Here is a 22275-nt window from a genome sequence, read left to right on the forward strand (position 1 = left end):
ATGAGCCTCGCCGAACCCGCGGCTCTTCCGGTCGCGACCTCGGCGGCGCCGCGCCTGGACGTCCTGAAGCGCCTCGGCACGCGCTTCAAAGCTTCGCTGCCCGCCTATCTGCTGTTGCTGCCCTCGCTGGTCTTCCTCGCGCTGTTCACCTACGGCGCGATGGGCCGCGTGCTCGTCGATGCGCTCTACCAGCGCGCCACGCCGAAGGCGCCGGTCCGCTTCGTCGGTCTCGACAACGTCGCAGCGGTGCTGGCCGATCCCGCCTTCTCCGGCGCCGTCGTCAACAACCTGATCTATGCAGTCGGCACGGCGATCCCGAGCATCGGCCTCGCACTGCTGTTCGCCCTGGCGCTGTCGCGCACCAACGCCGTGAGCAGCGCGCTGCGCGCGGCGCTGTTCCTGCCGGTGCTGATCCCGATGGTCGCAGCCTCCGCGCTGTTCATGTTCATCTTCCTGCCCAATGTCGGCCTGCTCGACTACTACATCGGCCGCTTGCTTCCGGTGCTGCCGAACTGGCTCGGCGACCCCGATATCGCGCTTTACGCGATCATGGTCATCACGATCTGGAAGAACGCCGGCTACTACATGCTGTTCTTCCTCGCCGGCCTCCAGGCCGTGCCCGAGGACGTGATGGAGGCCGCACATCTCGACGGCGCCGGGCCTTACATGCGCCTGCGCCACATCATCCTGCCGGAGCTCAAGCCCACCTTCCTGTTCGTTACCGTCATCGCGATCCTCAACGCGGTGACGCAGGTCGACCACGTCTTCGTCATGACCCAGGGCGGACCGTCGAACTCGACCAACCTCGTGCTGTTCTACATCTACCAGCAGGCGGTCGAGCATTACGACGTCGGCAAGGCCTCGGCCGCGACATTGCTGACGCTCGCCGCGCTGATGGGCCTCACCGCGCTCTCCTTCCGCACCATGGCAAACCGCGAGGGCGGGCCATGAATCTGATCGACCGCCTGTTCAGGGACGCCCCGCTCGCCACGAGAGGCGAGATCACGCCAAAGCTCGGCTTCCTGCTGACCGTGCTGCTCGCGATCGTCTGGCTCATCCCGTTCCTCTGGATGGTCGTAGCGACGCTGCGCCCGGCCTCCGACGGCATCAACGCCATGGCCGAGCTGATGCCGAGCCTGAAGCCGACGCTCGACAACGTCAGAGATGCCTGGGAGATCGGCGATTTCCCGCGCTACACGCTCAACACCACGATCATCTGCGCCGGCATTTTGCTGGTGCAGTTCGTCACGATCACGCTGGCGGGCTTTGCCTTCGCGCGCCTTGCCTTCGTCGGCAAGACGCTGATCTTCTATCTGTTCCTGATGCAGCTGATGCTGGTGCCGGTGCTGCTGATCGTGCCGAACCTCAGCCTCGTGGCGCAGCTCGGGCTTTACGACACGCTCACCGGCGTGATGATGCCGTTCTTCGCCTCCGCCTTCGGCACGTTCCTGATGCGGCAGGCGTTCGAAGCGATTCCGACCGAGCTCGAAGACGCCGCCCTGATCGACGGCGCCAGCCTGTTCCAGCGCATTCGCCACATCTACGTGCCGCTGTCGGTGCCGAGCTTCTCGGCCTTCGCCATCATCTCGGTGACCAGCCACTGGAACGACTTCCTGTGGCCGCTGATGGTGATCAACTCGCCTGACAAGCGACCGCTCACGGTCGGGCTCTCGGTCTTCACCAAGACCGCCGAAGGCACGCAGGCCTGGGGCACCATCGCCGCCGGCACGCTGATGGTGATCGCGCCGCTGCTCATCACCTTCCTGATCTTCCAGAAGCGCTTCATCAGCTCTTTCGTCACCTCAGGCATCAAATAGGAGATTCTTCGATGCTGTTTTCCCGCAGGCTCATGCTGGGCCTCGCCATGGCAGGTACCATGGCAGGCGCCCTCGCCTTTCCGGCCCTCGCCGGCGAAGGCCCGACCGAGATCGATCTGTTCTTCCCCGTCCCCGTCGACGGTAAGCTCGCCCGCGACATGGGCACCTTGATCAAGGAGTTCAACGAGACCCATGCGGACGTCAAGGCGACCGCGGTCTACACCGGCTCCTATGACGACACGCTGATCAAGACGCGCGCCGCGATCAAGGCCGGCAAGCCGCCGTCCGCCGTGATCATGTCGGCCAACTTCCTGCTCGACATGCAGATCGAGAACGAGCTCACCAATCTCGATGCCCTGATCAAGGCCGACGGCACCACCAAGGAGCAGTTCCTCGGCCAGTTCTTCCCCGCGCTGCAGGGCAACGCGGTGATCGACCGCTCGGTCTACGGCGTGCCGTTCCACAATTCGACGCCGCTGCTCTACATCAACGCCGACAAGGCCAAGGAAGCCGGCCTCGATCCAAACAAGCCGCCGCAGACCTGGGTCGAGCTCACCGACTGGGCCAAGAAGCTCACCAAGCGCGAGGGCGACAAGGTGACCCAATGGGGCATCACGATTCCCTGCGCGTATGACTATTGCGGCTGGATGATGGAAACGCTCACCATGAGCAATGGCGGGCGCTACTACAACGAGGAGTTCGGCGGCGAGGTCTATTACGACACGCCCTCGATGCTCGGCGCGCTCACCTGGTGGAACGACCTCGTCACCAAGCACAAGGTCCACGCGCCCGGCGCCACGCCCGGCCCTGCCGTCAGCACCTCCTTCATCTCCGGCAACGCCGCGATGATGATGCTGTCCACGGGCTCGCTCACTTACGTGCGCGACAACGCCAAGTTCGCCTACAAGGTCGCCTTCATCCCGCGCAACGTCCGCAACGCCGTGCCGATCGGCGGCGCCTCGCTGATCATTCCGGCCGGGCTCGAGGCCGACAAGCAGAAGGCTGCCTGGACGCTGATCAAGTGGATGACCTCGCCCGAGAAGAGCGGCTGGTGGAGCCGCGCCACCGGCTATTTCGCGCCCAACATGGCCGCCTACAAGACGCCTGACATGGTCGACTTCCTGAGCAAGAACCCGGATGCCAAGACCGCCGTCGAGCAGCTCGACGTCGCAAAGCCCTGGTTTGCGACCTACAAGACCGTCCCGGTGCGCAAGACGCTGGAGGACGAGGTGATGCTGGTCCTCAACGGCAAGAAGCAGCCGAAAGAGGCGCTGGTCGCCGCCCAGAAGGCCGCGGACGAGACGCTGAAGCCGTACAACGCGGAGACATCGCTGAAGCTGCCGTAAGGATCGCTGCATCGGCCAACGACCATCGGCGCTCCGTCATGCGGGGCGCCGATTTCGTTCTAGGCGGCCGCCCGTATTAACCCCCCGTCCACCATCCGGCGGCCCGCACCGCCGGTAACCATCGCAATTAACAGACCCTCAACGCACCCCCGACAAATCTATCAATGTTTCTGGAGATTTCGCCGTGGATCTGTTGGTTTTCGAGTTCCTGGGATTGGCTTTGGTCGCCATGTGCGTGGTCGTGGTGGCGTTGCCCTGTGCCCGCAAATCCTCGCACCGGGTCCGCTACGAATAGGATTCTCGTCGGAAAAAGCGATTCCGGCCCAAATGCAAGGCTCGAATTCGCATCGAGCCCCTTGACATCACAGCACTTTCGGCAGAACGGCTGATATCACGTGTCATGGGTCGTTCATGGATTTGATTACCACCACCGCTGACCTCGCGGCTGCCTGCAGCCGGCTGGCCAAGCACCCCGTCATTACCGTCGATACCGAGTTCCTGCGCGAGACCACCTACTACCCGCTGCTATGCGTGGTGCAGATGGCCAGCGCCGAGGAAGCGATTGTCATCGACACCTTGGCTCAGGGCATCGACCTCAAGCCGTTCTTCGAGCTGATGGCCAACGAGGCCGTGCTGAAGGTCTTCCACGCCGCCCGCCAGGACATCGAGATCATCTGGCACCAGGCCAACATCATCCCGCACCCGGTGTTCGACACCCAAGTTGCCGCGATGGTGCTCGGTTACGGCGACAGCATCGCCTACGACGCGCTGGTCGAGAAGGTCACCGGCCACCGCCCCGACAAGACCCACCGCTTCACCGACTGGTCGCGCCGGCCGCTGACCAAGGAGCAGATGCACTACGCCGTGTCCGACGTCACGCATTTGCGTGACGTGTTCGCGGCGCTCGATGCCGATTTGAAGAAGCGCCGCCGCAGCGAATGGGTCTCCATCGAGATGGAGGTCCTGACCTCGCCCAAGACCTACGACTTCCACCCCGAGCGCGCCTGGGAGCGGCTGAAGACGCGCGTGCGCAAGCCGAAGGATCTCGCGGTCCTGATGGAGGTCGCGGCCTGGCGCGAGCAGGAGGCGCAGAGCCGCGACGTGCCGCGCGGCCGCGTGCTGCGCGACGAGGCCGTCAGCGATATCGCCACCCATGCGCCGAACACGCTGGAGAAGCTCGCAAACTTGCGCTCGGTGCCGAAGGGCTTTGAGAAATCCAAATGGGGCGCGGACATCGTCGCCGCGGTCACCCGCGGACTGGCGCGCGATCCTGCCACGCTGCCGAAGCTGGAGAAGCCGCGCAACAACAACAACGGCGCCGCCATCGTCGAGCTGTTGAAGGTGCTGCTGCGCATGACCGCCGAGCGGCATGCTGTGGCCAGCAAAGTGATCGCGACCGTCGACGATCTCGAAGAGATCGCAGCCGACGACGAGGCCGACGTCCCCGCTCTGCGCGGCTGGCGCCGCGAGCTGTTCGGCGAAGCCGCCCTGAAGCTCAAGCGCGGCGAGCTGGCGCTGGCGGTCGAGAAAGGCCGCGTGATCGGGGTGCAGCGGGCGGAGACGGTTAGCTCCCGAACCGCCGACGCGAAATAGCCGTTAGCCCGTCATCCTGAGGTGCGAGGCGTGCGGTGCAACGCACCGCGCGCGGAGCCTCGAAGGATGAGCGGCCCCACTGCCGCCGCTCCGAGAGAGCCGGGCCGTCGCCCTTCGAGGGCCGCTGAAGAAGCGGCCACCTCAGGGTGACGGTGTTAGATTGAGCGCCCAGACAAGAGCTTACGCCGGCGTCAGCTTGGCCACTTCCGCCTTCATGTCGTTCAGCACGCCAGAGATCGCGGCGACGAGGTCGTCGATCTGCGCCTTGGTGACGATCAGCGGCGGGCAGATGGCAATGGCGTCCAGCATGTTGCGCGAGATCACGCCGCGCTCCTGGAGCATGCGGCTGGCGATGCCGCCGACGGCTCCCGGCGTCGCGGCTGCGGTCTTGCGTCCCTTGTCGAGCACGAGCTCGATCGCAGCGATCATGCCGACGCCGCGGACCTCGCCGACCAGCGGATGGCTGGCAAGCTCGCGTAAGCGGCCCTGCATGTAAGCGCCGAGCTCGGCGGCATGCGCGACCAGGCCGCGCTCCTCGATGATCTTGAGGTTTTCCAGCGCAACCGCCGAACCGACGGGATGACCGCCCGCGGTGAAGCCGTGGCCGAGCACGCCGATCTTGTTGCTCTCGTCCGCGATCGGCTCGAACATGCGGTCGTTCATGATGATCGCCGAGAACGGGAAATAGCTCGAGGTGATCTGCTTGGAGACCACGAGCACGTCAGGCTTGATGCCGTAGGTCTCGCAGCCGAACATCTTGCCGGTGCGGCCGAAGCCGCAGATCACCTCGTCGGCGACCAGCAGGATGTCATATTTCTTCAAGACCGCCTGAATCTTGTCCCAATAGGTCGCCGGGGGCACGATCACGCCGCCCGCGCCCATCACCGGCTCGCCGAAGAACGCCGCGATCGTATCGGGCCCCTCCTTCTGGATCAGCGCGTCGAGCTCCTCGGCCCGGCGCGTCGCAAAGGCTTCCTCGGTCTCGCCGGGCGCGCCGTCCTTGTAGAAATGCGGCGAACCCGTGTGCAGGATGTTCGGCAGCGGCAGATCGAACGAGCGGTGGTTGTTCGGCAGGCCCGTCAGGCTCGCCGAGGCGATGGTGACGCCGTGATAGGCGCGCATCCGGCTGATCACCTTCTTGCGCTGGGGCTGGCCGAGCGCGTTGGAGCGGTAGGCGATCAGCTTCAGCACGGTGTCATTGGCTTCCGAGCCGGAATTGGTGAAGAACACCTTGCTCATCGGCACAGGCGCGAGCGCGACCAGCTTCTCGGCGAGGTCGATCGAGGGCCCGTGCGATTTGGCGGAGAACGTGTGATAGAACGGCAGCGCCAGCATCTGCTTGTGCGCGGCCTCGACCAGCCGCTTCTCGTTGAAGCCGAGCCCGACGCTCCACAGGCCGGCCATCGCCTCGAAATAGCGCTTGCCCGACGCATCGAAGACGTAGGGACCCTCGCCGCGCTCGATCACCAGGGGACCGGCCTGCTGATGGGTGCGCGCATTGGTGTACGGATGGAGCTGATAGGCCACATCCCGGGCCTCTTGCGAATTGGGCAGCATGGACATTTGCGAAGATCCTTGAAAGCGTCACGTCGCAGGCACAGCCAGCGTCATCACTCGATGATCAAGTTACTTGGCTATTGCGACAGCGCAAGACTTGCAACGCCAATTCGTCGGCAGCAAGCGCTCAGCAGCGATGCACAAAGCTGCACGCGACAAAGCTGCACATGACAAATCCGCTCGTGGCAAATCCGCTCATGACGAAGCAGCACGTGGAGCAGCTCTCACGCTGCGTCGTCGTCATGCCCGTCGTCAGTGCCGGCAGCGGCTTCCCTCACCTCCACCAGCGCCATCGAGAGCAGATAGACCGTCGTCGGCAAACCAAGCCTGCGCGCCCTCTCGGCCGCACGCGACAGATCGCTCGCCAGCTCCTTGAGCTCGTCTCCCCGTGACAATCTCTCACCCCATCCGCCGGTCGCGGCCGCCTACACCGCAACGGCGCCGCTGGTTCTGATCAGTTCGGCGCTGGACTGGATTGTAGCAAAATTCCCGATGACATTCACTACCGCATGCTTATAGGCGGCGGCATCGCCCGTACCCGGCTGCCGGCAAGCCACGGCGTCAGCGACGACCTGGTAGCGATGGCTGCGGTGAAACCCATCAACGGCGGTGGCCAGGATCGTCTCGTCCAGGGAAAAACCGATCAAAATGCAACGCACAGTGCGGATATTGGACATGAAGTCCACAAAACGCGACGAGCTGTAGGCAGACGGCAACGGATGCTCGAACGTCATCTCTCCGGGCCGCGGCTTCGTCTCAGCGATCCAATCGGTCAGCCTCGATGCCGGATTGAACCAGGCCGCCTGCGCGATGCGCTTCAGATGCATCACCGGCCAGAGATTGCCGCGCCACAACGTCAGGAGTTCCAGGCAGCGCGTCGTCACGGCGTCGCCGTCGAGGATGACGTGGCGGCGCCCGGGGGTCAGATACTCGACCTGCAGATCCGCGCAGACCAGGATCGGCGGATCATCGTGGATGGAAGCCAGCATTGTCTTGCGCAGAGCTGCACCAATTTCAACGGTCGGCGAGCGCGAGATCCCGCAGCGGTGAGGTCACCGCCCGCCCCGCCGAGGCGTCGAGCACGCCCGGCCGGTCCCAATCGCCTTCGGGGCGGATGATCACGTAAGGATCGCTGTCCAGCGTGATCGCGTCCGGGCCCGGCTCGATCTCCAGCAGCATTTCCGTGTAGGAAAAATCCGAGAAGGTGACCTTGCGATTATGGCCGAGCGGCTTGGCGCCGAAATGGGCCCAGAAATCGACCAGCCTGTCCTGCGCCTGGCCGTAGATCTTGCGGAAGCCCTTGCGCTTCACATAGTCGACGCTGGCCTGCACCAACTTGAACGAGACGCGCGAGCGCCGGTATTGGTGACGCACCGCAAGCCGCTCCACCTTGGCGAAATCGCCGAAGAAGCGCACCCGCAGGCAGCCTGCGGGCTCGTTGCCGACGAAGCCGATGAAATGGGCGGCGACCATGTCGTTGCCGTCGAACTCCTCCTCGAACGGACAATCCTGCTCGGCGAGATAGACCGCCGAGCGAATGGCGGTGACCAGCATGAGATCGCTTGGATCGCGCGCAAGGCGGATGGTGATGGCGCGGGAACAGGGCTTGGCGACAGGAATCCTAGTACCGTGCATCTGCAAAACTCCTTGCTTGGATGATCGCGCCCGACATGCGCAGCGGCTGGCGATGCCAGGGCCGCTCGTAGCACCAGAGGTCGGGCTGGAAGCTCGGGACCGGCGCAAAGCCGGTCGCCTTCATGATGTCGCGTCCGGCCACCGTTGACGGCTGCGCATAGCAATCGGCGCTGCGGAACCTTAGCTGTCGCAGATGCGCTGCAGCCTTGCCGAGACCGGCGATACCGCGCCCCGTCGCCGCGATCGCCCAGATGTAGATGGCAGCGACCTCTTCCTTCGCGGAAGCGAGATAGCGCGTCTCGGGCGCGGTGAGGCAGATCTCGTCGAGCAGCAGCGCATCGTGCCCGCGGTCATTGAGGAACAGGAAAGCCATACCGCCGACGAGTTGGCCCTTCCTGCTGAACGTCAGGATGCTCTGAGGATCGAACGTGAAATAATGCGCAAGCTCGGCTGTCCCGATTTGCACGCCCGGCACCAGCCGGTGCGCCATCTGCGAAAGCGCGGCAATTTCGGAAAATTGCGCGCAGCGGACATCCACATCCGGGCTCAGCGGCAAGGCATCGAAATCATGCCTTGCGGCAAACGAGCCCCTTTCCATAGCCATATCGCGCCTCTATCGTCCGGGGCTTTCGTGCCCCGCTATGCCGATGAGCTTAGCGGCTGGGGATCAGGAGTATGCAGCAGTTATTGCACCGGGGTGCTGCGATGATGCAGCACCGTGAAGAAGCCCTGGATGCGTCCTGGGACGATTTGAAACTGTTTTTAGCGTGCGCAAAATATAAAAGTTTTCGCAATGCCGCCGAGGAGCTTGGGCTCACCTCCACGACGCTGATGCGCCGGATCGACCGGCTCGAAGAGGGCATCGGCTGCAAGCTGTTCCTGCGCGACCAGAGCGGACTCACGCTCAGCGATGAAGGCACCGCGATGATCGCCGACGTTGCGCATATGGAGCGTCATGCCTTCAACGTCTTCCGGCGCGCCTCGCGGTCGTCGAACGACACATCTGGCACCGTGCGCGTCGCGGTGACCGAAGGCCCGGGCAATTTCTGGATCCTGCCGCGACTGATCGACTTCCAGAAGACGTACCGCAAGATCACCGTCGATTTGCGCTGCGCGATGGAGCAGGCCGACGTCGCGCGGCTTGAATCGGACGTCGCGATCCAGCTCGAGCCTCCGACCAATCCCGACCTGATCGTCGCCAAGCTCGGCCGCCTGCACATCTATCCCTTCGTCTCCAAGGAATACGAAGATCTCTATGGCGTGCCGGCTACCCTGGCCGACCTGAAGAACCACCGCATCATCAAGCAGAGCGCGCCGCAGGTCGACGACGGCGCCTACGCGCGCGTGCTCGGGCTAAAGTCGCTCGAGGGCATCGTCGGGATCAAGACCAATTCCTCGGTCGGCGTGCTCTATGCCGTCGAGCGCGGCGCCGGCATCGGCTTCCTGCCGACGGTCTCGATCGCGCTCGGCGCGCCGCTGATCGCCGTCGATCTCGGCGTCAGCCACCACGCTGACCTCTGGCTCACCTATCACAAGGAGTTCCGAACCTCCGAGCGCCACAAGATCGTGGTCGACTGGCTGAAGAAGATCTTTGATCCCAAGACCTATCCCTGCTTCCGTGACGAGTTCATCCATCCGAACGCGCTGGTGCCGATGATGACGGCTGCACGCGAGGGCTTTGGGCTGACGGGATATGTCGCGGCGACGCCGACCTAGGCGCGGGCGAGCTTCAGCTCACCATCTATATTCGAAGCCGACAGTGCCCTGGTGCGAGGTCAGCTCATTACGGAACTTGCCGTCGTAATTGACGTAAAGCCGCGCCACGCTGGTCAGGCTGAGCGAAGCCGAAGCACCGGCATCCATGCCGTAACGGCTCTCGCCGATGCCGGGAACGACGATGTTCTGGGCGCCGAGGCTGACCTGGACCGATCCCAGATCCTGATGGAAATTGTCGACGAACTTGCCGTAGGCGGACAGATCCAGAATCTTCTGGTCGATGATGAAGTAGCGGCCGATCTCGGCCCCGATCATGATGCGTGCGCGGGAGAGCGCCGTCGAACCGACGTTGAGCGGGTCGAGGCCGCCGGCCTCCTGGAACGCCGCGCTGGTGGCGCGCACATATTCCAGCGCGCCCTTGGGCACGATGCGCATCTGGTCCTTGGTCCAGTAATAGCTGATCTCGGTCAACGCGCCGTCGACCGCGGCGCGATAGCTCGCGGTCGCAAGGCCAAGGCCAGTGTCGCGGCTGGAACGGACCTTGCCGAAGCCGTGCACCACGGCAAAGGCCCAGGTCCACGGCCCCTTGTCGACTGAGCCGTTGAAGCCGATCTGCGTCAGGTCGAGGGTCGCCGACTGCAGCGCCAGCGGCACGTCGATGTCGGTGTGACTCTGGTCGACGGAGAAGCCGAGATTGACGCCGGGGGCCACGCGCGCGCCAAAGCCGGCGACGCCGCCAACAGTCTTGCGCCTATCGCCGACGAAGTCGCCTTGCGGATCGGTCCGGACCGAGATGCCGTAGCCCTCGAACCAGGTGCGGTAGCGCGGATCCTCGGTGCTGGCCGCCGCGCCGCCGCCGCCGGGATTGGTCCGGAACGCCCGGTTGAAACCGTTCGATGCCTGGTTGCCGAGCCGCTCCAGGAAATTCGAGCCGAGATCGAGCGCGCTGTTGCCGGCCGAGCGATCATAGGCGATCGACGTCGACACCGGGGTCGGCGACGGTGTGGGCGTCGGAGACGCAGCCGGTGTCGGGGTCTGCGCGAACCCGGGCGTCGCCGCCGAGATCGTCACAGCCAGCACCAGCGCAAGCGCCATCGTGACCGATGCCGCGATCCTGCGAACGCGGCCCTGCCCGATCATCTGCCGTGTCCCGGAGAGCTGCGCGGTGCAGCACATGACGACTCATCCCAAAGCAAAGCGCGACGCGCAAAAATACAACACGACGCGCGGCCGCATGGGGCGATTTGTGCTGAACTGCCACGGAGCGTCAACCGGTTGGAGCGCTGAGACAGGGGCGATTGCCCTCGATTGTGGTTCCACGGCCACAGGTCGCAAATAGCAGACCGCCATGCCCGCCTCGGTCTTGAAATTTAGGCGCAGCTTGCTAACGGGCGATTTTCATGTTGCAATGTTGGACACAATCGGAATTGGCCGCTCGGCTGTGCGTTTCGCGACATTGAGACTCAAGACTCGAACAGACTCCCGGAAGCCCGTTTGTGGCGTGGCACGCGAAAAGCGGCCGCGTCTTTTTTATATCTAGTGGAGGAGACTAGCGATGCCGCAAAAGGGCACCGTCAAATGGTTCAACCCGACCAAGGGCTATGGGTTCATCAAGCCGAACGGCAGCGACAAGGACGTGTTCGTCCACATCTCCGCCGTCGAGCGTGCCGGACTCTCGACCCTCAACGAAAACCAGGTGGTTGAATACGACCTCGTGGAGAACCGCGGCAAAGCATCCGCGGAGAACCTCAAGGTCTCCTGATATCTCTCAAGCCAAAGCGCGAGAGATCATGACGTTGCCCCCGGCTCTGCCGGGGGATTTTGTTTGTGACGGCCGCAGCGAGGACGGCGCTTCAGCTCACCACCGGCGCCACCAGGAAATTCTCCGACGGCCCGCTTCCCGCCGTCCTGCACACATCACCCTCGATCCGGACCTTGCCGGTGGCCAGCAGCCGCAACGCTTCCGGATAGATGCGGTGCTCGACTTCGAGGATGCGCTCCGACAGCGTATCGCCCGTGTCGTGATCGCTGACGGGAACCGCGCCCTGCATCACGATCGGGCCGGCATCGGTCTCGGGGATCACGAAGTGCACCGTCGCGCCGGACAGTTTTACGCCGGCGCGCAAGGCCTGGCCGTGAGGGTCGAGGCCGGGGAACGACGGCAGCAGCGAGGGGTGGATGTTGAGCATCCGCCCGTACCACGCCCTGGTGAACTCGGCCGTGAACAGGCGCATGAAGCCGCCCAGACAAATCAGCTCGATGCCGTGCTGGTCGAGCGCCGCCTGCAGCACCTTCTCGAAACCGGCGCGGTCCTTGCCGAACGGCTTGCTCTCGATCACTAGCGTGTTCACGCCGCTTACCTTGGCCCGTTCAAGGCCGAGCGCATCGGCCTTGTTCGAGATGACGAGCGAGATCTCGGCGGGGAAATCCGCAGCGGTGGCGGCCCTGATCAGCGCGGACATGTTGGAGCCGCGGCCGGAGATCAGGATGGCGACACGGCGCTTCATCACAGCGCCAGTCATTACAGTGCCATGTCGAGATGGCCGTTGTAGACGACGCGGTGCTCGCCCTCGGCCGGGATCACGGTGCCGAGCTGCGCCACGGTCTCGCCGGCGTCGGTGAAGACCTGCACGACCTGATCGACCTTGTCAGGCTCGACGATCGCGATCATGCCGATGCCGCAATTGAACGTGCGCAGCATCTCCAGCTCGGCGATGCCGGCTTGCGCCGCCAACCATTTGAACACCGGCAGCACCGGCAGGCGGGCAAGGTCAATGCCGACGCCGAGGTTGTTCGGCAGCACGCGGGGAATGTTGTCGGTGAAGCCGCCGCCGGTGATGTGGGCGAGCCCCTTCACCGCGCCGGTCTCGCGGATCGCGCGCAGGCAGGATTTGACGTAGAGCTTCGTCGGCGTCAGCAGCGCGCCGCCAAGGGTCATCACGGGAGAAAAAGGCGCCGGCGCCTCGAAGCCGAGGCCTGATTGTTCCACGATCTTGCGCACCAGCGAGAAGCCGTTGGAGTGCACCCCCGACGAGGCGAGGCCGATCACGGCATCGCCGGCCGCGATGTCCTTGCGCGGCAGCAGCGTGCCCCGCTCCGCAGCACCGACGGCAAAGCCGCCGAGGTCGTAATCGCCATCCCTGTACAGGCCGGGCATCTCGGCTGTCTCGCCGCCGATCAGGGCGCAGCCGGATTCGCGGCAGCCTTCGGCGACGCCCGCGACGATCGAGGCCGTCGCCTCCGGGTCGAGCTTGCCGCAGGCGAAATAGTCCAGGAAGAACAGCGGCTCGGCGCCCTGCACCACGAGGTCGTTGACACTCATGGCGACGAGGTCGATGCCGATCCCGCCGTGCAGCCTGGTCTCGATCGCGATCTTGACCTTGGTGCCGACGCCGTCGGTCGCGGCCACGAGGACAGGGTCCTTGAAACCGGCCGCCTTGAGGTCGAACAGGCCGCCGAAGCCGCCGATCTCGGCGTCGGCGCCGGGCCGTGCGGTGGCGCGCACCATCGGCTTGATCAGGTCGACCAGGCGGTTGCCCGCATCGATATCGACGCCTGAATCGGCGTAAGTGAGGCCGTTTTTGCGGTCGGTCATGCCCGATTTCCAATGGGTTTGCGGCTGGTTACGTCGAATTCCGGGGACGCGCAATGGCTCGCATGGCGCCCCGCCTTATACTATGTAGAGATATCAACCGGTTCAGCCTCCCGAGAGGCCGGATTCGAGGTCAGACCGGGTGCCGGGAAGCGCTTTCGTGAGTATTCCGAACATCATTACCCTGGGCCGCATCATGCTGGTCCCGATCATCGTCTGGGCCATCGTGTCGAGCCAAATGGAGGTGGCGTTCGCCGTCTTCCTGATCGCCGGTATCAGCGATGCCGTCGACGGCTTCCTGGCCAAGCGCTTCAACATGACGAGCGAGCTCGGCGCCCTGCTCGACCCGCTCGCGGACAAGGCGCTGCTGGTCTCGATCTACATGGCGCTCGGCATCTGGGGCGCAATTCCGCGCTGGATCGTGATCCTGGTGGTCTCGCGCGACATCATGATCGTCGCCGCGGTGATCGTGTCCTGGCTGTTCGACCGGCCCGTCGAGATGAAGCCGTCGAAGGTGTCCAAGCTCAACACCGTGGCACAAGTGGCGTTCGCGGCACTGGTGCTGGCGGCGCTTGCCTTCGGCTTCAAGCCGGCCCCTTATGATATCATCCTGATGGGCCTCGTCACGGTCTTCACGCTCTCCTCGGTGTCGCTCTATCTGGTGGAGTGGCTGCGGCACATGAGCACGATCGAGGCCAAGTAGCACGATCGAGGCCAAATGAGAGGCGATGCGGCCCCGCAAAAGGCCAACTCCCGCTCGATATGTCCGATCTCTTCAAATGACGCCGGCCCGCCGGCATGGAGCAAAGCAAGCGTGCCAGGCCGCGTTCACCCCCGACAATTGGCGTTTTCGCTTCCGCATGCGGAGAGCCTCAGCCGGGACAATTTCCTCGAAGGCCCTGCCAACGCGGCCGGGCTCGGCCTGATCGACAGCTGGCCGGAATGGCCGAACCGGATCATGTGGCTGGCCGGCCCGGAAGGAAGCGGCAAGAGCCATCTCGCCGCGATCTGGGCCGAGGAAGCCGGCGCCCGCTCCACCACCGCCAATGCGCTGACCGCCGCGGGCGTTCCGGGCGCGCTCGCCACCGGCGCGCTGGTGGTCGAGGATCTCAAGGCCAGGGAATTTGACGAACGCGCCCTCTTCCATCTGATGAACCTCGCCCGCGAGGATGGCGCCTACGTCCTGTTCACGGGACGCGAGGTGCCCGCCTCGCTGGAGATCGAGCTTCGCGACCTGCGCTCGCGTCTGCGCGCCGTTCCGGTCGTCGCGCTGCTGCCGCCCGACGACCAGCTCTTCCGCGGCCTGATCGTCAAATTCTGCGCCGACCGCCAGCTCACCGTGGACGAGAGCGTGGTCGGCTACCTCGCCACCCGCCTGGAACGGTCCTCGGCCGCCGCCCGCCAGGCCGTGGAACTGCTCGACAGCGAAGCCCTCAGGCTCGGCCGCCCGGTCACCCGGGCGCTGGCCGCCGAGCTGCTCCGCGACGCCTGATCGGCCTCCGCGGCCGCCTCCAGACCCACGCCAAGCCCGCTTGACGCGGCGAAGCGGCGGAACATCAATGTCATCGAAACGTCATCGCTCTAACACATGCTCCGGCCGGTTTTGCGCATAAGTCGCAAATTGGGGCGAACTGGATGGACCGACTTCTGATGGACTCTGCGCAAGCCGTTGAAACTAAAGAAAAAGCCCCAGAGACCGAGAGTCTGCCGGCGATCGCATCGAGTCCCGAGCGATTCATCAACCGCGAGCTCTCCTGGCTGCATTTCAACCGCCGCGTTCTGGAGGAATCGGTCAATCCCAGCCACCCCATGCTGGAGCGGGTGCGATTCCTGTCGATTTCGGCGAATAACCTTGACGAGTTCTTCATGGTCCGCGTCGCCGGCATCAAGGCCCAGGTGCGCGAGGGCATTGCCGAACGCAGCCCCGACGGCCTGACGCCATCCGAGCAGCTCGCGCTGATCAACCGCACCGTCTCCGAGCTCGCCTCCGACCAGCAGGCGATCTGGCGCGACCTGCGCGGCACGCTGGCCGATGTCGGCATCGTGCTCGTCGAGGGCAAGGAGGTCACCAAGGCGGAACGGACCTGGATCGAGGACTACTTCCTCAGCAACGTCTTCCCGCTGCTGACCCCGCTGGCGATCGACCCGGCTCACCCCTTCCCGTTCATCCCGAGCCTCGGCTTCACCATCGCGCTCCAGCTCACACGTGCCGCCGACGGCAAGCAGATGAACGCGCTGATCCGCATGCCCGGCAAGATCGACCGCTTCATCCGCCTGCCGACCGAGGGCAAGGCCGTCCGGCTGATCTCGCTGGAGCAGGCGACCGCCTTGTTCATCAACCGCCTGTTCCCCGGCTACAATCTGCACGGCCAGGGCGCTTTCCGCATCATCCGCGACTCCGAGCTCGAAATCGAGGAAGAGGCGGAAGACCTCGTCCGCCTGTTCGAGACCGCGCTCAAGCGCCGCCGCCGCGGGTCGGTGATCCGGCTCGAGATCGACGCCAAGATGCCGGAGGAGCTGCGCAGCTTCGTTCAACACGCGCTCTCGGCCGCCGACGACGAGGTGTTCCTGGTCGACGGCGTGCTCGCCATGAACGAGCTGTCTCAGCTCACCCGCCTCGACCGGCCCGATCTCGAATTCACCCCCTACGTACCGCGCCACCCTGAGCGCGTGCGCGAGCATGGCGGCGACATCTTTGCCGCGATCCGACAGAAGGACCTCGTGGTCCATCATCCCTACGAATCCTTCGACGTGGTGGTGCAGTTCCTGCAGCAGGCCACGCGCGACCCCGATGTCGTCGCGATCAAGCAGACGCTCTACCGCACCTCCAACAACTCGCCGATCGTGCGCGCGCTGGCGGAAGCCGCCGAGGCCGGCAAATCAGTCACGGCGTTGATCGAGCTGAAGGCGCGCTTCGACGAGGAAGCCAACATCCGCTGGGCCCGCGATCTCGAACGCGCCGGCGTGCAGGTCGTCTACGGCTTCCTCGAACTGAAGACGCACGCAAAACTCTCGATGGTGGTGCGCCGCGAGGGCGGCAGCCTCACGACTTACGTGCATACCGGCACCGGCAACTATCACCCGGTCACAGCACGCATCTATACCGACCTCTCCTACTTCACCTCGGATCCGACCATCGGCCGCGACGCCGCGCGCGTGTTCAATTTCATCACCGGCTATGCCGCGCCGAGCGACCTGGAGAAGATGGCGGTGTCGCCGTTGACCTTGCGCAAGCGCATCATCGAGCACATCCAGGGCGAGACGGCGCATGCGCGCCACGGTCGCCACGGCGCGGTCTGGATGAAGATGAATGCGCTGGTCGACCCCGACATCATCGACGCGCTCTACGAGGCTTCCCAGGCCGGTGTGCAGGTCGAGCTCGTGGTGCGCGGTATCTGCTGCCTGCGCCCCGGCATTCCCGGCCTGTCCGAGAACATCCGCGTCAAGTCGATCATCGGACGCTTCCTGGAACACGGCCGAATCTACTGCTTCGGCATGGGCCAGGGCCTGCCGAGCGCCAAAGCGGCTGTGTATATCTCCTCCGCCGACATGATGCCGCGCAACCTCGACCGCCGCGTCGAGGTGCTGTGTCCGCTGCAAAATCCAACGGTGCATCAGCAGGTTCTCGAACAGATCATGGTCGCGAATCTCAAGGACAATGAGCAGAGCTGGCAATTGTTGCCGGACGGGTCCTCAACGCGTATGAAGACCGCGAAGGGCGAGGAGCCTTTCAACGTCCACAACTACTTCATGACAAATCCGAGTCTGTCTGGCCGTGGAAAGTCGCTCAAGGAATCCTCGCCGCGTCGTCTCACGCGCCGGAACGAACGCCATCAATCCTGATCGGGGATGTTCGACGTGAAGCGGCCGCGCAAGCGCGGCTCGAGCGTCGCGGTCATCGATATCGGTTCCAACTCGGTCCGTCTCGTCGTCTACGAGGGGCTGACGCGGAGCCTCATTCCGATCTTCAACGAGAAGACGCTGTGCGGCCTCGGACGCGAGGTGCAGAGCACCGGCCTGCTCGCGCCCGACGCCGTCGACAAGGCGCTGACCTCGCTGAGGCGCTTCCGGGCGTTGTGCCGTGTGATGCAGGTCGGACGCGTGTTCGCGATCGCGACCGCGGCCTGCCGCGACGCCTCCAACGGCCCCGATTTCATCGCGAAGGCCGAGCGCATCTGCGCCGTGACGATCGAGATCCTGTCGGGCCCGCGCGAGGCGCGGCTGTCGGCCCTCGGCGTGATCTCCGGCATCCATCATCCCGACGGCATCGTCGGCGACCTCGGCGGCGGCTCGCTCGAATTGATCGACGTGCGCAAGAACAGCGTGCGCAGCGGCGTGACGCTGCCGCTGGGCGGGCTCGCGCTGCAGGACCTCGCGCATAAATCGCTCAAGCGTGCCGACCGCATCGTGCGCGAGGAGCTCGACGAGGTGCCGCAGCTCACCGCCGGCAGCGGCCGCACCTTCTACGCCGTCGGCGGCACCTGGCGCGCACTCGCGCGCATTCACATCATCCAGAGCGGCTATCCGCTCCAGGTGATGCACGGTTATTCGCTGTCGGCGGCTGAAGCGCTCGACTTCTCGCGTCGTCTCCGTCGCCTGGCGGCCGCGGACATGCTCGCCGACATCGAGAGCGTTGCGGACGCGCGCCGCCCCCTCCTCACCTATGCGGCGCTGGTGCTCGAGCACATCATCCGGGTGGCGAAGCCGAAGACCATCGTGTTCTCGACCTTCGGCGTGCGCGAGGGCCTGCTGCACGAGAAGCTGTCGGAGGCGGAACGCAACAAGGACGGCCTGATCTGCGCCGCGGAAGAGCTGAACCAGCTGCTGTCGCGCTCGGCCAAGCACGCCCACGAGCTGATCGCCTGGACCGACCGCCTCGCGCGTGTGGTGAAGCTGCGCGAGACCGAGGAGGACCGCCGCTTGCGCCACACCGCGTGCCTGCTGTCCGACATCGGCTGGCGCGTGCATCCCGATCACCGCGGCGAGCAGACGCTGAGCCTCGTCGTCAACGGCAATTTCGGCGCGATCACCCACACCGAGCGCGCCTTCGTCGGCCTGTCGGTGTTCTATCGCTATGCGGGCCTGAGCGAGGAAAACCAGCCGCCGGTCACCATGCAGGAGCTGCTGACGCCGGCGCAGCTCGAACGCGCGCGCCTCCTGGGCGCTGCGTTCCGCGTCGCGCATCTGATCTCGGCGGCGCGTCCGGGCGTGCTGCCGGCCACCCATTTCCGCAGCCAGGGCCGCAAGCTGATGCTGGTGTTCGAGCATCGTCTCGGCGACCTCGTCGCCGACCGCGTCGGCAGCCGCTTCCGCGCGCTCGCCCGCCTGGTCGCCCGCGCCGGCTCGATCGTGCGGCGCTGACACACAAGGACAGTGCGTCCAGCGAGCGGCTAAGGCATGATCCGGAAAAGGGCGCAGCGGTATTCCGAAAAGATCATGCTCAAACAACAACCTGAAGGGCGATGACGTTTCATCCTAATCGCATCGCGCTTTAGGGGCTTCAACCAGCAGCGGCCGTTCGATCGCGGCTGCCCCTGGCGCGATAACGGCTTTCAGTCCGCCGAGCTCGGAATCGGTGAGGACAAGCTGCCATCCATAGGCACTGAGCACGTCCTGAACGATCGCGAGGCCGAGGCCGGCGCCCTCGCCGCGCTCATCCAGTCTCGCACCGCGTTCGAGCACGCGCGAACGTTCGGCGGCCGCGATGCCCGGACCGTCGTCCTCGACCGTGATCGCCGGGCCCGCAATGGCATCCGCGCCAATGCGCACCTGGCTCTTGGCGTGACGGGCGGCATTTTCCAGGAGGTTGCCCAGCACTTCGGCCAGATCGGTGCGATCGAGCGGCACGCTCGGCTCGCCCGTGATGCAGGCCTTGAATTCAAGCCTCTGCGCAGCAGGCGTGCGCGCCAGCGTCGGTATCAGGGAGTCGACAAGCGGTCTGAGCGGCGTGGAAATACCGCCACGCTGTCGTGCCGTGCCTCGCGCCCGGGCGCGTGCCAGTTCGCGATCGACATGACGGCTCATCGCATCGGCGACAGCTTCGATGGCCTTGGCAACGTCCTGCTCACCTCGCTGACGCAACAGCGCGACGTCGGCCGCGAGCGCGGCGAGCGGCGTCTTCAGCCCATGCGCCAAGTCGGCGGCGCGGCTGCGCGAACGCTCGATCTCGCCTTCCTGGGCGTCGATCAGATTGTTCATCTCTTCCACCAGCGGCTTCACCTCGGCAGGGACGTCGACGGGGAGATGCTTGCGTTGGCCTGAGCGGACGTCGGCGACGCCGCGGCGAAGTGCATCGAGCGGACGTAGGCCCAGTCCGACCTGGATCGAGGTGGCCGCCGCCAGCACCAGCCCCAGCAGGCCGAGCGCCAGCGCCAGATCCCTGGCGAATTGCGAGGCGGCGACCGACACGCGGGCAAGATCGGCCGCCACCGCGACGCGCACCGGAACGCGGCGGTCGCCCACGGTGAGCAGCACGCGGCGTTCACTGACCAGGAGCCGCGCGTTCGCCGGCCCGGGGATGACGTGACGGTGCAATTCGCGAGGCGACGGCTCATCCAGCGGCAGGTCCAACGCCGTGTCCCACAGCGAACGCGAACGCAGCACCTGACCGCCGTCGTCCGATACCTGCCAGTACAGGCCCGAAAGGGGATCGGCAAAACGCGGATCCGCCGGCGGCCGGCCCACCACCAGCTTGCCCTGGGCATCGACGTCGATACCCGCGAGGAGCTGCTTCAAATAGATGTCGAGGTCGTTGCCGATCGTGCGCGTGACGTGGCGTTCGAACAGCAGCGTCAGCCCGGCGCCGGCAATGGTCAGCGCAACCAGGATGGCCACGACGCCGCCGGCCACCAGTCGCAGCCGCAACGAGCCCCAGCTCACGGCGTCGTCTCCGGTATCAGATAGCCGAAGCCGCGCCTGGTCTCGATCAGATCGGCGCCGAGCTTCTTGCGCACCCGGCCGACCAGCACCTCGAGCGCGTTCGACTCGTGGTCCTCGCCGTGGCCATAGACGTTTTCGTCGAGCTCGTGCTGCGACACCACACGGCCACGGTGGTGCAGCAGAAAGGCGATCAGGCGATATTCCAGCGGCGACAACGCGACGGGTGCGCCGCGCAACGTCACCTTCATCTGACGCTCGTCGAGTTCGACGTCGCCGGCGACGATCCGTGAGGAGGCATGGCCCGCCGAGCGGCGCACGATCGAGCGCAGCCGCGCCAGCAGCTCCTCCATGCGGAACGGCTTGGGCAGGTAATCGTCGGCGCCCGCGTCGATACCATCGACGCGCTCGGCCCAGCTGCCGCGCGCCGTCAGGATCAGCACCGGCATCGAGCGTCCGTTCGCGCGCCAGCGCTTGAGCACCGCCAGGCCGTCCATGCCGGGCAAGCCGAGATCGAGGATGACGGCGCCGTAATCCTCGGTATCACCGCGGAACCAGGCTTCCTCGCCGTTGCGGACGGTCTCGACCACATAGCCGGCCGCCTGTAACGCCCTCTCCACATCGGCCGCGATCCGTCGGTCGTCCTCCACGAGCAGCAGGCGCATCACTTCTCCTTGACGCGTTCGATCTCGCCGCTGCGCGCATCGACGTACACCTCGTAGAGGCGGCCCTTGTCGTCGACGACGCGAAACTCGTAGATCCAGCGTCCACGCTCGCGCTCTATCTCGACGCCGGCAACCTCACCCGGCAGCTTGCCGCGAATGGATGCGAGAATGTCGGCGAGCGGCTTGATCTCACCCGCCTCGACTGCGCGGCGAACCGCGTCGGGCGCGTTTTTATCGTGGCCGCCTGCCGCGGCAGGCACCGGCGCGAGCATGACGCCTGCCAGCAATGGCACGGCGAGGAATCCCAGGAAGCTGGCGGGTTGCATTCGCAGAGAATGCCCTAATCGACCTGACAGAACGCTGACGTGGATCAACAGGTGGCCGTCAGCGCTCGTCTGCCAGTGTCCGTCCATCGCCTCGCCGCATGACGCGGCCGGGCGCCACAAGCCGGAGAGAACCATGCGCAACATCATCATCTTCACCGCGACCGCCGCCTTGCTCGCAGCCGCCGCGACCGCTCATGCCGGCAGCCTCGGGCGCCCCTGCACCGCAGCGCCGCAGACAAGCTGGCTGCCGCTCGAGCAACTGCAGGCCAAGGTCGAAGCCCTGGGCTACAAAGTCCAGAAGGCCAAGCTCAAGAACGCCTGTGGCGAACTCTACACCATCGACAAGTCCGGCAGCCGGGTCGAATTGTTCGTCGATCCGACCAGCGGCCAGATCGTCGGTCAGCTGTAAGAGGCCGCCATGAGCACCATTCACGACGCGATCGTGGCCGGCGGCGAGAAGCCGCCGGCCACCGTCAAGGTCTGGGACCCCTTTGTGCGCCTATTCCATTGGTCGCTGGCCGGGTTGTTTCTGCTCGCTTATGCGACCGGTGACGAAATCGAGAATGTCCATATCGCCGCCGGCTACACGATTGCGGGGTTGCTCGGCTTACGGATCGTGTGGGGCTTCGTGGGGCCGCGCCATGCGCGCTTCAGCGACTTCGTGCGCTCGCCGCGCACGGTGCTCGCCTACATGCGCGACGTGGCGCTGCTGAGGGCGCCACGCTATCTCGGCCACAATCCTGCCGGCGGCACGATGGTCGTGGCGCTGATCGTCATGCTGCTCGGCACCTGCGCCACCGGTTACATGATGACGACCGGCAGCTTCTGGGGAGCAAAATGGGTGGAAGAGGTCCATGAGGCGTTCGCCAACCTCACGATCGGTCTCGTCGTCGTCCATGTGCTTGGCGTCCTCGTGGCGAGCTTCGAGCACCGCGAGAGCCTGGTGAAGGCGATGATCACCGGGAGGAAGCGTCCATCATGAGCGTGGCCAGGCCTGATACGACAGGTTCTCTTGATGCAAATGCGAAGCAAGTCCGGTTGGTTTCGACGGCAATCCGCCTTCCGAAGCGGCTCGCCCGCTCGAGCCGATTGAGGCAAATCAACTCACCAACGCGCGGGTGGGTTAAGCGAAATCTGCAATCGATCAGCGCT

Annotated in this window: 23 protein-coding genes; 12 read left to right on the forward strand and 11 right to left on the reverse strand. The window is 65.1% G+C overall.

Annotated features, from left to right (window positions below; all coding sequences use genetic code 11):
* The 4 genes from AABA86_RS11930 (at position 1) to rnd (ending at position 4756) form a co-directional block, all read left to right on the forward strand.
* On the forward strand, positions 1–951 hold the full coding sequence (locus AABA86_RS11930; RefSeq protein WP_212244676.1) for a carbohydrate ABC transporter permease: 951 nt from the start codon (positions 1–3) through the stop codon (positions 949–951).
* Positions 948–1817 carry a carbohydrate ABC transporter permease gene (locus AABA86_RS11935; protein ID WP_338306874.1) on the forward strand — a complete coding sequence of 290 codons (870 nt, stop codon included), beginning with the start codon at positions 948–950 and terminating at the stop codon, positions 1815–1817. Before AABA86_RS11930 ends, AABA86_RS11935 begins: the two co-directional genes overlap by 4 nt.
* An 11-nt stretch (positions 1818–1828) precedes the next feature.
* A complete protein-coding gene (locus AABA86_RS11940) occupies positions 1829–3163 on the forward strand; it encodes an ABC transporter substrate-binding protein (RefSeq protein ID WP_338306876.1) in 1335 nt (444 codons plus the stop codon).
* A gap of 411 nt (positions 3164–3574) precedes the next feature.
* Entirely contained in the window at positions 3575–4756 is a 1182-nt protein-coding gene (gene rnd, locus AABA86_RS11945) for a ribonuclease D (RefSeq protein ID WP_212244682.1), read from the forward strand.
* 180 nt (positions 4757–4936) lie between these two features.
* Here the strand turns inward: rnd and AABA86_RS11950 are convergent, their stop codons facing one another.
* The 5 genes from AABA86_RS11950 to AABA86_RS11970 all read right to left on the reverse strand — a co-directional run bounded on the left by AABA86_RS11950 (position 4937) and on the right by AABA86_RS11970 (position 8552).
* Positions 4937–6319: an aspartate aminotransferase family protein gene (locus AABA86_RS11950; protein WP_338306877.1), complete on the reverse strand. Its 1383-nt coding sequence runs from the start codon at positions 6317–6319 to the stop codon at positions 4937–4939.
* Between the two features lie 218 nt (positions 6320–6537).
* Positions 6538–6708 carry a hypothetical protein gene (locus AABA86_RS11955; protein WP_212244686.1) on the reverse strand — a complete coding sequence of 57 codons (171 nt, stop codon included), beginning with the start codon at positions 6706–6708 and terminating at the stop codon, positions 6538–6540.
* 30 nt (positions 6709–6738) lie between these two features.
* On the reverse strand, positions 6739–7302 hold the full coding sequence (locus AABA86_RS11960; RefSeq protein ID WP_212244688.1) for an isochorismatase family protein: 564 nt from the start codon (positions 7300–7302) through the stop codon (positions 6739–6741).
* Positions 7303–7327: 25 nt separating this feature from the next.
* On the reverse strand, positions 7328–7948 hold the full coding sequence (locus tag AABA86_RS11965; protein WP_028144981.1) for a GNAT family N-acetyltransferase: 621 nt from the start codon (positions 7946–7948) through the stop codon (positions 7328–7330).
* Complete coding sequence (locus AABA86_RS11970; protein ID WP_212244690.1) at positions 7935–8552, reverse strand: hypothetical protein; 618 nt, start codon at positions 8550–8552, stop codon at positions 7935–7937. The genes AABA86_RS11965 and AABA86_RS11970 overlap by 14 nt, the downstream gene beginning before the upstream one ends.
* 71 nt (positions 8553–8623) lie before the next feature.
* Here AABA86_RS11970 and AABA86_RS11975 point away from each other — a divergent pair, with 71 nt between their 5' ends.
* Positions 8624–9664: a LysR family transcriptional regulator gene (locus tag AABA86_RS11975; RefSeq protein ID WP_212244692.1), complete on the forward strand. Its 1041-nt coding sequence runs from the start codon at positions 8624–8626 to the stop codon at positions 9662–9664.
* Between the two features lie 18 nt (positions 9665–9682).
* On the opposite strand, the gene AABA86_RS11980 is transcribed toward AABA86_RS11975, so the two are convergent.
* Entirely contained in the window at positions 9683–10840 is a 1158-nt protein-coding gene (locus AABA86_RS11980) for an autotransporter outer membrane beta-barrel domain-containing protein (RefSeq protein WP_338306879.1), read from the reverse strand.
* Between the two features lie 379 nt (positions 10841–11219).
* Between AABA86_RS11980 and AABA86_RS11985 the strand changes: the two genes are divergently transcribed.
* On the forward strand, positions 11220–11426 hold the full coding sequence (locus AABA86_RS11985; protein ID WP_007591938.1) for a cold-shock protein: 207 nt from the start codon (positions 11220–11222) through the stop codon (positions 11424–11426).
* Positions 11427–11517: 91 nt separating this feature from the next.
* Here AABA86_RS11985 and purN read toward each other — a convergent pair whose 3' ends face one another.
* Positions 11518–12171 (reverse strand): phosphoribosylglycinamide formyltransferase, encoded by a 654-nt coding sequence (gene purN / locus AABA86_RS11990; protein ID WP_338306881.1) that lies wholly within the window; start codon positions 12169–12171, stop codon positions 11518–11520.
* A 14-nt stretch (positions 12172–12185) separates the two neighbouring features.
* Positions 12186–13259: a phosphoribosylformylglycinamidine cyclo-ligase gene (gene purM, locus AABA86_RS11995; RefSeq protein ID WP_338306882.1), complete on the reverse strand. Its 1074-nt coding sequence runs from the start codon at positions 13257–13259 to the stop codon at positions 12186–12188.
* A 157-nt stretch (positions 13260–13416) separates the two neighbouring features.
* Here purM and AABA86_RS12000 point away from each other — a divergent pair, with 157 nt between their 5' ends.
* The 4 genes from AABA86_RS12000 (at position 13417) to ppx (ending at position 18617) form a co-directional block, all read left to right on the forward strand.
* A complete protein-coding gene (locus AABA86_RS12000; protein ID WP_025035876.1) occupies positions 13417–13959 on the forward strand; it encodes a CDP-alcohol phosphatidyltransferase family protein in 543 nt (180 codons plus the stop codon).
* A 111-nt stretch (positions 13960–14070) separates the two neighbouring features.
* A complete protein-coding gene (locus AABA86_RS12005) occupies positions 14071–14748 on the forward strand; it encodes a DnaA ATPase domain-containing protein (RefSeq protein ID WP_338306884.1) in 678 nt (225 codons plus the stop codon).
* Positions 14749–14906: 158 nt separating this feature from the next.
* Complete coding sequence (locus tag AABA86_RS12010) at positions 14907–17099, forward strand: RNA degradosome polyphosphate kinase (RefSeq protein ID WP_212245252.1); 2193 nt, start codon at positions 14907–14909, stop codon at positions 17097–17099.
* Between the two features lie 15 nt (positions 17100–17114).
* Positions 17115–18617: an exopolyphosphatase gene (ppx, locus tag AABA86_RS12015; RefSeq protein ID WP_212244715.1), complete on the forward strand. Its 1503-nt coding sequence runs from the start codon at positions 17115–17117 to the stop codon at positions 18615–18617.
* A gap of 114 nt (positions 18618–18731) precedes the next feature.
* On the opposite strand, the gene AABA86_RS12020 is transcribed toward ppx, so the two are convergent.
* The 3 genes from AABA86_RS12020 to AABA86_RS12030 are packed head-to-tail and all read right to left on the reverse strand — an operon-like array spanning position 18732 to position 21069.
* Positions 18732–20135 (reverse strand): sensor histidine kinase, encoded by a 1404-nt coding sequence (locus AABA86_RS12020; RefSeq protein ID WP_338306886.1) that lies wholly within the window; start codon positions 20133–20135, stop codon positions 18732–18734.
* Positions 20132–20797, reverse strand: coding sequence for a response regulator transcription factor (locus tag AABA86_RS12025; protein WP_338306888.1), 666 nt, complete (start codon positions 20795–20797; stop codon positions 20132–20134). Before AABA86_RS12025 ends, AABA86_RS12020 begins: the two co-directional genes overlap by 4 nt.
* The gene (locus AABA86_RS12030) at positions 20797–21069 is read right to left on the reverse strand and encodes a PepSY domain-containing protein (RefSeq protein WP_338307187.1); all 273 of its coding nucleotides are present in this window, start codon (positions 21067–21069) and stop codon (positions 20797–20799) included. Before AABA86_RS12030 ends, AABA86_RS12025 begins: the two co-directional genes overlap by 1 nt.
* A gap of 187 nt (positions 21070–21256) precedes the next feature.
* Between AABA86_RS12030 and AABA86_RS12035 the strand changes: the two genes are divergently transcribed.
* Positions 21257–21532 (forward strand): PepSY domain-containing protein, encoded by a 276-nt coding sequence (locus AABA86_RS12035; RefSeq protein ID WP_338306890.1) that lies wholly within the window; start codon positions 21257–21259, stop codon positions 21530–21532.
* A gap of 9 nt (positions 21533–21541) precedes the next feature.
* Positions 21542–22105 (forward strand): cytochrome b/b6 domain-containing protein, encoded by a 564-nt coding sequence (locus tag AABA86_RS12040; RefSeq protein ID WP_338306891.1) that lies wholly within the window; start codon positions 21542–21544, stop codon positions 22103–22105.
* Positions 22106–22275 lie beyond the last annotated feature (170 nt).

It is taken from the genome of Bradyrhizobium sp. TM233 (genome assembly GCF_036247965.1).
In the GTDB taxonomy this organism is placed as follows: domain Bacteria; phylum Pseudomonadota; class Alphaproteobacteria; order Rhizobiales; family Xanthobacteraceae; genus Bradyrhizobium; species Bradyrhizobium ottawaense.